Here is a 13623-nt window from a genome sequence, read left to right as displayed (position 1 = left end):
TGGGGAGCGGCGGCCGGCTTCGCAGCGGCGGCGGGCGCCGGGGCGGCGCGCAGCGGGGCGAGCGCCTTCGCGGCCGCGGTGACGGAGCGCACCGCGGGCGCCTCCGCGCCCGCTCGTGGCGTCAGCGCTCGCTCAGCCCAGCTCGAGCCAGGAGAACCAGACCGGGTGGTTCGCCTTGTACCACTCGAGCACGCGGCGGACCGCCTCCTGCTTCTCGCGCGGCACCACCCGCTCGTCCACCCGGTCGAAGTGGACGCGGATCTTCTCGCGGTCGTGCTCGAGCGCCTGGGAGAACATGGTCTGCAGCTCGTTCCGGATCCGGCCCGAGTCGGAGATCTTCACCGGGCGCTGCGTGTGGTCCACCCCGGACATGAACCGGACCAGCAGCGGGCTGAAGACGTGCCGCGCCTGCTCGAGCGGCTCCATCAGCCGGAACGTGAACGCGATCTGCGCGGAGGCGCTGTGCGTGGCGAGCCGGGTGGTGACCCGGTAGACGCCGTCGCGCACCTTCGTGACGCCCGGGCTGCCGGTGTACGGGTCGTCGCACATGTACCCGGTGCTCGCGAGGACGCGCCAGCTCTTCTCCGGCAGGAAGTCGGCGGCGCGCAGCACCCGCCGCCCGAGCGGCATGTTGGACGCGTCCGCCTCGCGGATGGCCTCGGCGTAGCTCTCGACCTTGCCCACCTCGAGCTCGCGCCCTCCGAACACCTCGGTGAGCCGGCGCGCGAAGTCCGGCGCGGCCGGATCGAGCTGCATGATCCGCCCCTCGGCGTCGCAGGGCAGCTCGAACGACGGCGAGAACGGTGCCATGGTGGTCTCGACGTCGAGCACCTCCGAGAGGCTGGCCGCCTGCACCGCCTCCGCGGTCGCGGCGTACCCGTCGGTGAGGAACACGTGCGTCGCGCCCTCGGCGTCCTTCCAGCTCCCCACCAGGAACGTGGGCGCGTAGGTGCCCGAGTCGGTGAACACCGCCACGCCGGACGGCGCCTTCCAGCCGTCCTCGACGAGGTCCACGCCGAGCGACTTCCACTCCTCCCACAGCTTGCCCAGGCGGGCCACGCGGCTCTTCCCGCGCAGCGTCCACACGTGGACGTTCTCGCGGCGGATGCCCGGGTACGTCGCCTCGATCGCCTCGACCACCTGGCGGCGCGGCGTGCGGTAGTCGAGCAGCACCGAGGCGCGCTCGGCCGACTGCGCCACCGCCCGCGGCACGGTGAGGCTGCCCATGTACGACTCGTACGGCCGCGACATGGTCAGCGGCGAGTCGAACAGGTGGAACACCGCCATCGGCCCGGTGGGCTTCCCCTCGGCGAAGCGCGAGGTGTTCTCGAGCGTGTCCACCGCGGCGCCCCACACGGTGATGCCGCGCTTCTGCAGCCATCCGTAGAAGTCGTCGAAGGAGTGCGAGGGGTCGTTGAGCAGGCGGCGCACCGCGCGGTCCACCAGCCGCGCCACCTCGGGCCGGGCGTACACGCGCCCGAAGCCGAGCAGCGGGTTGGCGCCCATCTCCGGCGTCTCGCCCGCCTTGGGCATGAGCCCCTCGCCGAGCGACACCATGATGGCGTGGTTCTCGGGGAGCGTGCGGGTGAGGTGCCAGAGCCCCTCGCTCATCACGTAGGCGCTGATCGCGTCGGCGCCCTTCTTCACCTGGTTGTAGGCGGCCTTGTCCTTGCCCGCGCCGCCGCCATAGTCGCCGAACAGCCGCGTGCCGAGCGCGGTCGCGGCCGAGGTCATGGCCAGGCAGCGGGCGATGCCGCGGGGCGTGAAGGAGAACGCGGAGACCGGCTCGGTCTGCGCGCGCTCGACCTCGACGTCCTCCAGCCAGAGGTGGAAGCGGAGGAGCACGGGCCGGGTGTCGAATGCCCACTGCGCGACCAGGTTTCGCTTTTCCGTGTCGGTCACAGGATCTCCGGAAGGTGCGGCCGCGACGGTGCGGCGCGGCGGCATTGTAGAGGAAGGTCGGGCACTTTTGGGTCAGGATCGAAAAGCCGTCAATCCGGACTTCGAGTGACGGTGGGATCCCTCGATCCGGTGGCCAACGCCCCCTGCGGCCCGCGCGGACCCGCGCGGCCCGGGCCAGCGAGACGCCGGCGCAGCACGGTCCGGCCCCGCGCGAAGGCCGCACGCGCCCGGAGCGTCCGGGCGGCGGGGCATCGCCCGGACCGAGTGTCCACCGTCATGAGACGAGGGCTCGATCATGACTGCGCCGCTCATCTCGCCCACCATCCACGGCATCCTCGACTACCTGCTCGGAGCGGTGCTCGTCCTGGCGCCGTCCGTGCTCGGCCTGCCCGCCGGGCCCGCGGTGATCGCGTACGCGGTCGGCGGCGCGCACCTCGCGATGTCCTTGCTCACCGGCTACGCCCCCGGCGCGCTGCGCGTGATCCCGTTCTGGGCGCACGGCGCCGTCGAGGCGGCCGGCTGGGCCGGGCTGCTCGTGTTCCTGGGCCTGCTCACCGCGCCGGCCGACGGGCTGTTCCTCGCGTCCGGCGTGGGGATCCTGATCGTCTCGGCGCTCACCGACTACGGCGTCGAGGCCGACGGCGTCCGCCTGCGCGCGCGGCGCCACGCGCACGCGCGGCCCTGACCCGGGCGGGCGGCGCGGCAGCCGCTCCCGGTGCGAGGCGGCGCGTCGCTTGAGCGCCCGGGCGCGACGGCCTACGGTACGGGGAGGAGGACGCCATCCCCGGGACCCGGCTCGCCGCCCCGCGCACCCTCGCCGCGCTCGGCCGCGCGGCGCTCGCGGCGATCGTCGTCGCCGCGGTGAACGCCGGGGTGGTCCGCGCCGAGCCGCCCCGCGCCGCGCCGCCGGTGCGCACGGTGGTGGTCGGCGGCGACCGCGACTACCCGCCCTACGAGTTCCTCGACCGCGACGGGAAGCCCGCCGGCTTCAACGTCGAGCTGACCCGCGCCATCGCCGAGGTGATGGGGATGCGGGTGGAGATCCGCCTCGGCGCGTGGTCGGAGATGCGCGCCGCGCTCGTCGCCGGGCGCCTCGACGCGCTGCAGGGCATGTCCTGGTCGGAGCAGCGGGCCGCGGAGGTGGACTTCTCGCCGCCGCACCTAGTGGTGAACCACGCCATCTTCGCGCGCAAGGGCACGCCCGCGGTGGCGTCGCTGGAGGCGCTCCGGGGCCACGCGGTGGCGGTCCACCGCGACGGGATCATGGACGACCAGCTCACCAGCCTGGGCATGGGCGACCGCCTGCTGCGCACCGACACGCCGGCGGACGCGCTGCGGCTGCTCGCGTCCGGCCAGGGCGAGTACGCGGTGGTGGCGGCGCTGCCCGGCACGTTCATCATCCGCGAGCTGAAGCTCACCAACCTCGACCAGGTGGCGCACAGCGTGGCCTCGCAGCGCTACGGCTACGCGGTCCGCAAGGGCGACGCGGCGCTCCGGTCCCGCTTCGACGAGGGGCTCGCCATCCTGAAGCAGACCCGGCGCTACGAGGCGCTGCGGCAGCGCTGGCTGGGCGTGCTCGAGCCGCAGCCCGTCTCCTGGGGGAAGTTCTTCCAGTACGGCGCGGTGGTGTTCGTGCCGCTGCTGCTCGTGCTGGGCGGCACGGTGCTCTGGTCGCGCCAGCTCCAGCGGGAGGTGGCCGAGCGCACCGCCTCGCTCGCGGCGGCGGTGGAGGAGCTGCGGCTCAACCAGGCCCAGCTCGTCCAGGCCGACAAGATGGCGGCGCTGGGCGTGCTGGTCTCCGGCGTGGCCCACGAGATCAACAACCCGAACGGCTTCATCCTGCTCAACATGCCGGCGCTGAAGGACGTGTACCTCGACGCGCTGGAGGCGCTCGACCGCGACCGGCCGGACGGCGCGCCCCCGCGGCTCGGCGGGCTGCCCTTCGCGACCGCGCGCGAGGAGGTGCCGCGCATGCTCGACGAGATGCTGGACGGGGCGCGGCGCATCCGGCGCATCGTCGAGGACCTGAAGGACTTCGCGCGGCGGGAGGACGCCCCCGCGCGCGCGCCGCTCGACCTCGACGAGGTGGTGCGGGCGGCGGTGCGGCTGGTGGAGAACCCCATTCGCAAGGCGACCACGCGGTTCGAGCTGGCCCTCGACGGCGCGCTGCCGCCGGTGGTGGGGAGCGCGCAGCGCATCGAGCAGGTGATCGTGAACCTGGTGCTGAACGCCTGCCAGGCGCTGCCCTCGCCCGACCGCGCCGTGCGCGTCTCGACCCGCGCCGACGGCGCCCGAGGCGTGGTGATCTGCGAGGTCCGGGACGAGGGCGTGGGGATCCCGCCCGAGCACCTGCCGCGCCTCACCGACCCGTTCTTCACCACCAAGCGCGACAGCGGCGGGACGGGTCTCGGCCTCTCGGTGTCGTCCGGGATCGTGAAGGAGCACGGAGGGACGCTCGAGTTCCGCTCCGCGCCCGGCGCGGGCACCACCGCCACCGTCACGCTCCCGGCCGCACCCGACGCCGGCCCCCAGGGGATCCCATGAGCGAGCCCGCGTCCACCTACCCCTCCTTCGCCGTGCTGCTGGTGGACGACGAGGCGGCCTGGCTGCGCTCCATGCGCGTGGCGCTGCAGCGCGCCGGGGTGGACCACGTGCTCGCCACGCAGGACCCGCGCGAGGTCCCGGAGCTCCTGGCGCGCGAGCCGGTGGGCCTGGTGCTGCTCGACCTCAACATGCCCCACCTCTCCGGCGAGGCGCTGCTCGAGCGGCTCGCCGCGGAGCGGCCCGAGGTCGCGGTGATCGTCATCAGCGGCATGAACCAGGTCGAGACGGCGGTGCGCTGCGTGAAGGCCGGCGCGCTCGACTACTACGTGAAGACCGCCGAGGAGGACCGGCTGGTCGGCGGCGTGCTGCGCGCCATCCGGCTGCTCGAGCTGCAGCGCGAGAACCGCGAGATGGCGAGCCGGTTCCTCTCCGGCGACCTCCGGCACCCGGAGGCCTTCGCCGGGCTCGTCACCCAGGACCGCGCCATGCTGGCGATCTTCTCCTACGTGGAGGCGGTGGCGCGCAGCCCGCAGCCGTTGCACGTGCAGGGCGAGAGCGGGTCGGGCAAGGAGCTCGTGGCGCGCGCCGCGCACCAGGTGTCGGGCCGGCGCGGGCCGCTCGTGGCGGTGAACGTGGCCGGGCTCGACGACACGGTGTTCGCCGACACGCTGTTCGGGCACGCCCGCGGCGCGTTCACCGGCGCCGAGCAGGCGCGCCGGGGCATGGTGGAGGAGGCGGCCGAGGGGACGCTGTTCCTCGACGAGATCGGCGACCTCTCGCAGGCGTCGCAGGTGAAGCTGCTCCGGCTGCTGCAGGAGGGCGAGTACTTCCCGCTCGGCAGCGACCGGCCGAAGCGGCTGCTGGCGCGGGTGATCGTCGCGACGCACCACGACCTCGCGGCGCGGCAGGCGGCGGGCACGTTCCGCCGGGACCTCTACTACCGGCTCGCCACCCACCAGGTGCGCATCCCGCCGCTGCGCGAGCGCCGCGGCGACCTCCCGCTCCTGCTCGACCACTTCCTCGCCGAGGCGGCGCGCGAGCTCGGGAAGAAGCGGCCCACCCCGCCCCGGGAGCTCGTGCCGCTGCTCGGCAGCTACGCGTTCCCCGGCAACGTGCGCGAGCTGCGCTCGATGGTGCTCGACGCGGTGAGCCTGCACCGTGAGCGCGTGCTCTCCATGGACGCGTTCGTGAAGGCCATGGCCCGCGGCGGCGCGGCGGCGCCAACGCCCGGGGCCCTCCCCGACCGCAACCCGTTCGCCGGCGTGGAGCACCTGCCCACCATCCACGACGCGGTCGAGCTGCTGGTCGAGGAGGCGCTCTCGCGCGCCGGCGGCAGCCAGACCATCGCGGCGCGCACGCTCGGCATCACCCAGTCGGCGCTCTCGAAGCGGCTCAAGGCCGCGCGCGAGTGACCGCGCGCACCGCCGCGGCATCCGGTTGCGCCCGGGAACGGGCATGAGCGGGCTCATGCGCATGAGCCGGCGCATGCCGCGACGAATCCGGCGGCCGGACGCGGGGTTCGGGCGCGGCCGCCCGGGACCGCAGGAGCCCGCTCATACCCCTTCCCCGCGCCGGCAGCGCACGCGGCCCAGCGATCCCGCGACGTTGCCGCGCCCGGCGGCGTGGCACCGCCCGTGCTCAAGGACGCGGGCGGAGGCCACACATGCTCATGTTCTGGATCCAGTTCGCCCTCGTGCTCGGCGCCATCCTGCTCGGCATCCGCCGCGGCGGCGTGGCGCTCGGGATGATCGGCGGCCTGGGCGTCGCCGTGCTGGTGTTCCTGTTCCGCGCGGCGCCGTCGGAGCCGCCCATCGCCGTCATGCTCATCATCCTGGCGGTGGTCACCACCTCCGCCACGCTGCAGGTGGCAGGCGGGCTCGACTACCTGGTGCAGCTCGCCGAGAAGCTGCTGCGGGCGCACCCGAAGTACGTGACGATCCTGGCGCCGTTCTGCACGTTCTTCCTGACCATGGCGGTGGGCACCGGGCACGCGGTGTACGCGCTGCTGCCGGTGATCGCCGACGTCGCGCTGAAGACGAAGACGCGGCCGGAGCGGCCCATGGCGATCTCGAGCGTCGCCTCGCAGATGGGCATCACCGCGAGCCCGGTGGCCGCGGCGGTCACCACCTTCCTCGCGTTCTCCGCCAAGGCGGGCCAGCCGCTCTCGCTCTACGACATCCTCAAGATCACCATCCCCGCGGGCGTGGTGGGCGTCCTCGCCGCCGCGCTGTGGAGCATGAACCGCGGCAGGGACCTGTACTCCGACCCGGAGTTCCTGAAGAAGCTCGAGGACCCCGAGTTCCGCAAGTCGCTCGACGTCTCGGTCACCACCCTCGACAAGCAGCTCCCCCGCGCCGCCAGGCTCTCGGTGCTGCTGTTCTTCACCGGCGTCGCCACCATCGTGGTGCTCGCGCTCGACCAGGACTTCCTGCACCTCGGGCTCATCCCGCTCGTGAACGGCGGGAAGCCCGTGGCCATGACCACGGTGGTGCAGATCGTGATGCTGGCGTTCGGCGCGTTCATCCTGTTCACCGCGAAGGTGAAGGCCGCCGAGGTGGCCCGCTCGAGCGTGTTCACCGCCGGCATGATCGCGGTGGTGTCCATCTTCGGCATCGCCTGGATGAGCGACACCTTCGTCACCGCGAACAAGCCGTTCCTGATCGAGAAGATCCAGGCGATGGTGCAGGTGGCGCCGTGGACGTTCGCCGTCGCCATGTTCTGCGTGTCGGCGTTCGTGAAGAGCCAGGCCGCCACGCTCACCATCATGCTGCCGTTCGGCCTCGCGCTCGGGCTGCCCGCGACGCTGCTGCTCGGCCTGATGCCGGCGAGCTACGCGTACTTCTTCTTCTGCTTCTACCCGTCGGATCTCGCCGCCATCAACATGGACCGGACCGGCACCACGCACATCGGCAAGTACCTGCTCAACCACAGCTTCATGATCCCCGGCTTCATCGGCGTGGGGACCTCCACGGTCGTCGCGTACGCGCTCTCGCGGCTCGCGTTCTGAAGGGCTGCGCCGCGGGCGCGCAACGGGGCCGGCGGTGCGCGCACGGGCGCGCCGCCGGCCTCGGCGTTCCGGGCGCCGCGCCGGCTCAATCCCGGGGCCGCTCCGCGTCGCTCTCGTTCGGCGGCCAGGCGTCCACGTCCGGTGGGGCCACGCCGGCCACGGCGCGGAAGCGGATCTCCTCCGGCGTCTCCAGGATGAGCCGCGCGCCGCGCTTGAACGTGAGGTAGTGCCAGAACCACTGGAACAGCACCGAGGCGCGGTTCCGGAAGTCGATGAGGAACCAGATGTGGATGAACAGCCACGCGAGCCAGGCCAGGTAGCCGCTGATGCGGATGCGCCAGAAGCCGGCCACCGCGCGCCCGCGCCCCACCGTGGCCATCACGCCCTTGTCGAAGTAGACGAACGGCGTGCGCGGCCGGCCGCGCAGCGTCGCGAGCAGGTTGCGCCCGGCGTGGCGGCCCTGCTGGATCGCCGCCGGGGCGACGCCCGGGATGGCGGCGCCGTGCTTGTCGCGCGCGAGCGCCAGGTCGCCCACGACGTAGATCTCCTCGTGGCCGGGCACCGTCAGGTCCGGGCTCACCGGCACGCGGCCGGCCGGGTCGAGCGGCACGCCCAGCGTCCGCGCCAGCGGCGCGCCGGCCACGCCCGCCGCCCAGAGCACCGTGCGCGCCGCCACCCGCTCCTCGCCCACCTGCACGCCGCGCGGGTCGATCCCGGTCACCCGCTTGCCGGTCCACACCTGCACGCCGAGCCGCTCCAGATCGCGCTGCGCCGCCGCCGAGAGGCTCGGGGGCAACGCCGGCAGGACCCGCTCGCTGCCCTCGATGAGGATCACGCGCGCGCGCTCGGTGGACACGGTGCGGAAGTCGCGCGGGACGGTGAAGCGCGCGATCTCGGCGAGCGCCCCGGCCAGCTCCACGCCGGTCGGTCCGCCGCCCACCACCACGAACGTGAGGAGCGCCTCCCGGCGCTGGCGATCCGGATCCGCCTCGGCGCGCTCGAAGGCGGTGAGCACCCGGCGGCGGATCTCGAGCGCGTCCTCCAGCGTCTTCAGGCCCGGCGCGAAGCGGGCCCACTCGTCGTGGCCGAAGTAGGAGTGCGTCGCGCCCGCCGCGACCACCAGGAAGTCGTAGTCGAGCGCGTAGCCGTCGGCGAGCCGCAGGCGGCGCTGCGCCGGCTCCACCGCCGCCGCCTCGGCGAGCAGCGTCCGGACGTTCCGCTGGCGCGAGAGGACGTGGCGGATGGGCTCGGCGATGTCGGCGGGGCTCAGCGCGGCCGTGGCCACCTGGTACAGGAGCGGCTGGAAGAGGTGGTGGTTGCGGCGGTCCACCAGCGTGATGCGGACCGGCGCGCCCGCCAGCTCGCGCGCCGCGTACAGCCCGGCGAACCCCCCGCCCACGATCACCACGTGCGGCGTCTGCTGCGCCTTCTCCTGCTGCGGATCCACGCCGCCTCCTTGCCCGCGGCCTGTATACACCGGCCCGCCCCGCCCCGGGGGGCGCGCCGCGCCCCGCCCGTGCGACACGCGGCCGCCGCCCGGCCCGCCGCTCCCCGACCCAGAGTCATTTGCCGCGTCGCCGGCCGTCCCCGGCCGTCCCTCCTCCCCGACCCAGAGTCGTTTCCTTCCTCCCCCGACCCAGAGTCGTTTCCCGCCCCCCGCCCGGCTCCCCGTTTCCGACCCAGAGTCATTTTCCCCGCGCTCCCCGGCCCCGGAGCCACCATCGGGTCCCTGCCCGGCGCCTTGACGCCGCCCCCGCCGGCCGGCAGGTTCCGCGCACACGGCGCCGGACCACCGGCGCGGGAGGACCCCGATGCCCCAGCACGCCCACGCGCTCGACGACGGCCTCGGCACGGGCCCCGACGGCCGGGCCCGCTGCGCCTGGGGACTCTCGGCCGCGGACTACGTCCGCTACCACGACGAGGAGTGGGGCCTCCCCGTCGCGGACGATCGCCGGCTGTTCGAGAAGCTGTGCCTGGAGGGCTTCCAGTCCGGCCTGTCCTGGCTCACCATCCTGCGCAAGCGCGAGGCGTTCCGGGCCGCGTTCGCCGGCTTCGAGTTCGAGAAGGTGGCCCGCTTCGGCGCCCGCGACGTCGCGCGCCTGCTCGGGGACGCCGGCATCGTGCGCCACCGCGGCAAGATCGAGGCGACGCTCAACAACGCGCGGCGCGCCTGCGAGCTCGCCGCCGAGGCCGGATCCCTCGCGGCCTACTTCTGGCAATTCGAGCCGCCGAAGGCCTCGCGGCCGGAGCGGATCACCTGGGCGGCGCTCCGGGCGCAGCCGGTCACCACGGAGTCGAAGGCGCTGTCGCGCGACCTGAAGCGGCGCGGCTGGGCGTTCGTCGGGCCGACCACCTGCTACGCGTTCATGCAGGCCATGGGGCTCGTGAACGACCACGTGGAGGGCTGCGCCGTGCGCGGCCGCGTCGAGCGGGCGCGGCGCGGGTTCGAGCGGCCGGTCGTCGTCGACGGGGCGTCAGCGGAGCCCGAGCCAGCGCCGCGCGCACGAGCCCGGGCCGCCGCGCGGGGGCGCCGCTAGCCCGGGTCGCCCGCGGGGCGCTGCCGCTATCGAGGATCCTGGGCGGGCGCGGGCGGACGCACCAGCCGCTGGAAGAGCCGCTCGAGCGCGCGGTCCGGGTCGTCGCACAGGCCGGAGTGGACCGGCGAGAGCTGCACCATGGTGCTGCGAGGTGCGGTCAGCCAGTGGAAGCGCTCCCGCACCGAGAGCGCGCCGATGGGTCCGGCACCCGAGCCTCCCGCGCAGATGCGCGGGATGGCCTCGAGATGGGCGGCGATCGCGTCCAGGTCGGCGTGCGGGCAGAGCGCCGTCACGCGCGCGCGGTCCAGCTCCACCCGCGCGCCCAGGAACCCGCGCTCCAGGCAGAACAGGACCACGCCCGCGTTCACGAACTCCTCCCGCTCGACGCGCGGGACGACGCGGACCACCGCGTAGTCAAACGAGCTTCGCGCGGGCACGCTCGGCCTCCTCGACGAACGCGGGCGCCGCGGCCAGCCGACGCGACAGGTGATCGACGTACGCGGCGCGGTGCGCGGCCGGGGTCGCGAAGCGCGGGTCGCCCTCGAGCCACGCGTCCGGCACCTCCTCCAGCGCGCCGGCGATGGCGCCGCCCGCGAGGCGCGGCGCGAGGCGCTCGCCCGCTGCGGCCAGCTCGCCCGCGAACGGCAGGAGCACGTGCTGGCCGACCATCGGGAACGGCGCGCGCGCCGGATCGGCGGCGCGGTCCCAGTCGTGGTGGAAGTAGAGCGCCGCGCCGTGGTCGATGAGCCACATCCGGCGGTGCCAGCGGAGCAGGTTCGGATTGCGCACGGTGCGATCCACGTTCGTCACCAGCGCGTCGAACCACACCACCTCAGACGCCTCCGCAGGCGACGGCGGCGGATCGGCCACCGGGTCGAACGTCAGGCTACCGGGCAGGTAGTCGAGGCCCAGGTTCTCGCCCGCGCTCGCCTTGAGCAGGTCGCGGATCTCGCCGTCCGGCTCGTTGCGGCCGAGCGCCGGATCGATCAGCACGCGGACGCGCTCCGGCACGCGCAGCCCGGCCGCCTGGGCCAGCCCGCCCGCGACCACCTCGGCCACCAGCGCCTTCGGCCCCTGCCCTGCCCCGCGGAACTTCACGACGTACATGCCGTCGTCGTCGCCCTCGACGATGGCCGGCAGGGAGCCGCCCTCGCGCAAGGGGGTGACGTAGCGGGTCGCGACCACCGTCCTCATGGCCGGCACCGTAGCGCAGGGCCCGGGCGCCGTCGACGTGCCGGCTTGAACCGAGGCGTTGGGCGTGCGAGAACGCGCCCCTCGTGATCCGCCTCGACGCCATCTCCAAGCAGCACGGCAACCAGCTCCTGTTCGTGGAGGCCTCCGCCGTGGTCCACCGCGGCGAGAAGGTCGGCCTCGTCGGCCCGAACGGCGCCGGCAAGTCCACCCTGTTCCGCCTGATCACGCGCGAGGAGGCGCCCGACGAGGGCCAGGTCTCCATCGACCGCGGCGTGACCGTGGGTCACTTCTCGCAGGACGTCGGCGAGATGTCCGGCCGGACCGCGCTCGCCGAGACCATGGACGGCGCCGGCCCCGTGTCCGAGGTGGCCGCAGAGCTGCACGGGCTCGAGCAGGCGCTCGCGGATCCGGAGCGGGCGGACGAGCTGGAGGCGCTGGTCGAGCGCTTCGGCCACGTGCAGGCGCGCTTCGACGAGCTGGGCGGGTACGCGCTCGAGGCCCGGGCGCGGGAGATCCTGGCCGGCCTCGGCTTCACGCAGGAGATGATGGACGGCGACGTCGGCGCGCTCTCCGGCGGGTGGAAGATGCGCGTGGCGCTGGCGCGCATCCTGCTCATGCGGCCCGACGCCATGCTCCTCGACGAGCCCTCCAACCACCTCGACCTCGAGTCGATCATCTGGCTGGAGGAGTTCCTGCGCGGCTACGAGGGAGCCATCCTCATGACCTCGCACGACCGCGAGTTCATGAACCGCGTGGTCGGGAAGATCATCGAGATCGACGCCGGCACGCTCACCACCTACTCCGGCGACTACGACCTGTACGAGCGCGAGCGGGCCGTCGCCGACCAGCACCAGCAGGCCGCGTTCGACCGGCAGCAGGCGATGCTGAAGAAGGAGCTCGCGTTCATCGAGCGGTTCAAGGCGCGCGCCTCGCACGCCGCGCAGGTGCAGTCGCGGGTGAAGAAGCTCGACAAGATCGAGAAGGTCGAGCCGCCCAAGGTGCGGCGCACCGTCGACTTCGAGTTCCGGGCGCCGCCGCGATCCGGGGAGGACGTGGCGAAGCTGGCGGGCGTGGTGAAGCGGTACGGCGAGCGCACCGTGTACGGCGGGCTCGACTTCCTGGTGCGGCGCGGCGAGCGCTGGTGCGTGCTGGGTGCGAACGGCGCCGGCAAGTCCACGCTGCTGCGGATGGTGGCCGGGGAGTCCACGCCCGACGCCGGGTCGGTGACCGTCGGCGGCAGCGTGAAGATGGGGTACTTCGCGCAGCACGCCATGGAGCTGCTGCGCGCGGAGGAGACGGTGTGGGACGCGCTGCAGCGGGCGTTCCCGCGCGCGTCGGTCGGATCGCTCCGGACGCTGGCCGGCTGCTTCGGGTTCTCCGGCGACGAGATCGAGAAGCGCTGCAAGGTGCTCTCCGGCGGCGAGAAGGCGCGCCTCGTGCTCGCGACGCTGCTCTACGACCCGCCCAACTTCCTCGTGCTCGACGAGCCCACGAACCACCTCGACGCCGCCACCCGCGAGATGCTCGTGCGGGCGCTCGCCGGCTACGAGGGAACGCTCCTGTTCGTCTCGCACGACCGCCGGTTCCTGGCGTCCCTCTCGAACCGCGTCCTGGAGCTCGGGCCCGATGGCCCCGTCCCGTACGGGGGCGGGTACACCGAGTACGTCGCCCGGACCGGCCGGGAGGCCCCCGGGCTGCGGGCCGCCCCCGGCCGCGCCGCGCGAGCCTAGCCCGCCCTACCCCGAACCCAGAGTCATTTGCCGACTCCGGCGCTCGCGCTGGAAGCGCGCGAAGCCACTCGGGATTGGTTCACGACCCGCGACACGTTCGCCGCCCGATCGGGGCGAAGAAATGACTCTCGGTCAGGAGCCTCCGATCGGGGCGAAGAAATGACTCTGGGTCAGGAGGAACGATAGGAACGATGACTCTGGGTCGGGGCCGGCAGGGTCGGGCCGCCACCGATGACTAGCCCGGATCGGCCCCCCGCAAGGCGACGTAGACGCCCTCGTGGCGGCCGCCGGCGCGGCCGCCGCTGGCCACCTCGCCCTCGACGGTGATGCGGGCGCGGGAGTGGCGGGCGAGCGTGGCGAGGAACCGCTCCCACTGCGCCGGGGGCGGGAGCCGGGCCGAGGCGGTGAAGTCGCCCTCGATCGGCTCCAGGAAGTCGAGCGCGCTCCGCTGGATCACGAGCCGCACCTCTAGGCCGCGCTCGCGCAACGCGAGGTGCAGGATGGCCCATCCGGCGAGGATGGCGAGCGCCGACAGGCTGCCGCCGAACGCGGTGCCGCGGTGGTTCAGGTTGGGCGCGAGCGGGGCCGAGAGCCGGATCGCGCTTCCGTCCCACGCCTCCACCCGCGCGCCCAGCGCCTGCGTGAGGGGAATGTGCGCGTGGAGGTAGGCGGTGATCTCGTCGTGGCGCATGCCGGGTTGGATACCGCG

At 73.8% G+C, this 13623-nt stretch carries 11 protein-coding genes; 6 read left to right on the top strand and 5 right to left on the bottom strand.

Annotated elements, in window-relative coordinates; all coding sequences use genetic code 11:
* Nucleotides 1-132 precede the first annotated feature (132 nt).
* Nucleotides 133-1902, bottom strand: a complete 1770-nt coding sequence (locus ANAEK_RS08670; RefSeq protein ID WP_012525777.1) for a hypothetical protein — start codon at nucleotides 1900-1902, stop codon at nucleotides 133-135.
* 295 nt (nucleotides 1903-2197) lie between these two features.
* Between ANAEK_RS08670 and ANAEK_RS08665 the strand changes: the two genes are divergently transcribed.
* From ANAEK_RS08665 to ANAEK_RS08650, 4 genes are all read left to right on the top strand, one after another.
* A complete protein-coding gene (locus ANAEK_RS08665) occupies nucleotides 2198-2587 on the top strand; it encodes a hypothetical protein (RefSeq protein WP_012525776.1) in 390 nt (129 codons plus the stop codon).
* A gap of 176 nt (nucleotides 2588-2763) precedes the next feature.
* Nucleotides 2764-4446, top strand: a complete 1683-nt coding sequence (locus ANAEK_RS08660) for a transporter substrate-binding domain-containing protein (RefSeq protein WP_012525775.1) — start codon at nucleotides 2764-2766, stop codon at nucleotides 4444-4446.
* Entirely contained in the window at nucleotides 4443-5858 is a 1416-nt protein-coding gene (locus tag ANAEK_RS08655; protein ID WP_012525774.1) for a sigma-54 dependent transcriptional regulator, read from the top strand. Before ANAEK_RS08660 ends, ANAEK_RS08655 begins: the two co-directional genes overlap by 4 nt.
* Nucleotides 5859-6109: 251 nt before the next feature.
* Nucleotides 6110-7453 (top strand): anaerobic C4-dicarboxylate transporter, encoded by a 1344-nt coding sequence (locus tag ANAEK_RS08650; RefSeq protein ID WP_012525773.1) that lies wholly within the window; start codon nucleotides 6110-6112, stop codon nucleotides 7451-7453.
* 85 nt (nucleotides 7454-7538) lie between these two features.
* Here the strand turns inward: ANAEK_RS08650 and ANAEK_RS08645 are convergent, their stop codons facing one another.
* Nucleotides 7539-8900, bottom strand: coding sequence for an NAD(P)/FAD-dependent oxidoreductase (locus tag ANAEK_RS08645; RefSeq protein WP_012525772.1), 1362 nt, complete (start codon nucleotides 8898-8900; stop codon nucleotides 7539-7541).
* Nucleotides 8901-9264: 364 nt separating this feature from the next.
* Here ANAEK_RS08645 and ANAEK_RS08640 point away from each other — a divergent pair, with 364 nt between their 5' ends.
* Nucleotides 9265-9990 carry a DNA-3-methyladenine glycosylase I gene (locus ANAEK_RS08640; protein WP_012525771.1) on the top strand — a complete coding sequence of 242 codons (726 nt, stop codon included), beginning with the start codon at nucleotides 9265-9267 and terminating at the stop codon, nucleotides 9988-9990.
* 26 nt (nucleotides 9991-10016) lie between these two features.
* Here the strand turns inward: ANAEK_RS08640 and ANAEK_RS08635 are convergent, their stop codons facing one another.
* Both ANAEK_RS08635 and ANAEK_RS08630 read right to left on the bottom strand, forming a co-directional pair.
* Nucleotides 10017-10427, bottom strand: coding sequence for a DUF3037 domain-containing protein (locus ANAEK_RS08635; RefSeq protein ID WP_012525770.1), 411 nt, complete (start codon nucleotides 10425-10427; stop codon nucleotides 10017-10019).
* Nucleotides 10405-11184: a HipA family kinase gene (locus ANAEK_RS08630; protein ID WP_012525769.1), complete on the bottom strand. Its 780-nt coding sequence runs from the start codon at nucleotides 11182-11184 to the stop codon at nucleotides 10405-10407. Before ANAEK_RS08630 ends, ANAEK_RS08635 begins: the two co-directional genes overlap by 23 nt.
* Before the next feature lie 83 nt (nucleotides 11185-11267).
* Here ANAEK_RS08630 and ANAEK_RS08625 point away from each other — a divergent pair, with 83 nt between their 5' ends.
* Nucleotides 11268-12914: an ABC-F family ATP-binding cassette domain-containing protein gene (locus ANAEK_RS08625; RefSeq protein ID WP_012525768.1), complete on the top strand. Its 1647-nt coding sequence runs from the start codon at nucleotides 11268-11270 to the stop codon at nucleotides 12912-12914.
* A 235-nt stretch (nucleotides 12915-13149) separates the two neighbouring features.
* Here ANAEK_RS08625 and ANAEK_RS08620 read toward each other — a convergent pair whose 3' ends face one another.
* The gene (locus ANAEK_RS08620) at nucleotides 13150-13605 is read right to left on the bottom strand and encodes a thioesterase domain-containing protein (RefSeq protein ID WP_012525767.1); all 456 of its coding nucleotides are present in this window, start codon (nucleotides 13603-13605) and stop codon (nucleotides 13150-13152) included.
* Nucleotides 13606-13623: the final 18 nt, after the last annotated feature.

The sequence above is a fragment of the Anaeromyxobacter sp. K genome, from assembly GCF_000020805.1.
Classification (GTDB): Bacteria; Myxococcota; Myxococcia; order Myxococcales; family Anaeromyxobacteraceae; genus Anaeromyxobacter; species Anaeromyxobacter dehalogenans.
Note: the sequence above shows the minus strand (reverse complement) of the source record. Positions and strands in the feature narration are given on the sequence as shown.

What these genes read in the sequence shown, in the direction of transcription:
- ANAEK_RS08640 (WP_012525771.1), top strand. Translation starts at nt 9,265, where the DNA reads ATGCCCCAGCACGCCCACGCGCTCGACGACGGCCTCGGCACGGGCCCC.
- ANAEK_RS08655 (WP_012525774.1), top strand. Translation starts at nt 4,443, where the DNA reads ATGAGCGAGCCCGCGTCCACCTACCCCTCCTTCGCCGTGCTGCTGGTG.
- ANAEK_RS08620 (WP_012525767.1), bottom strand. Translation starts at nt 13,605, where the DNA reads ATGCGCCACGACGAGATCACCGCCTACCTCCACGCGCACATTCCCCTC.
- ANAEK_RS08665 (WP_012525776.1), top strand. Translation starts at nt 2,198, where the DNA reads ATGACTGCGCCGCTCATCTCGCCCACCATCCACGGCATCCTCGACTAC.
- ANAEK_RS08650 (WP_012525773.1), top strand. Translation starts at nt 6,110, where the DNA reads ATGCTCATGTTCTGGATCCAGTTCGCCCTCGTGCTCGGCGCCATCCTG.
- ANAEK_RS08630 (WP_012525769.1), bottom strand. Translation starts at nt 11,184, where the DNA reads ATGAGGACGGTGGTCGCGACCCGCTACGTCACCCCCTTGCGCGAGGGC.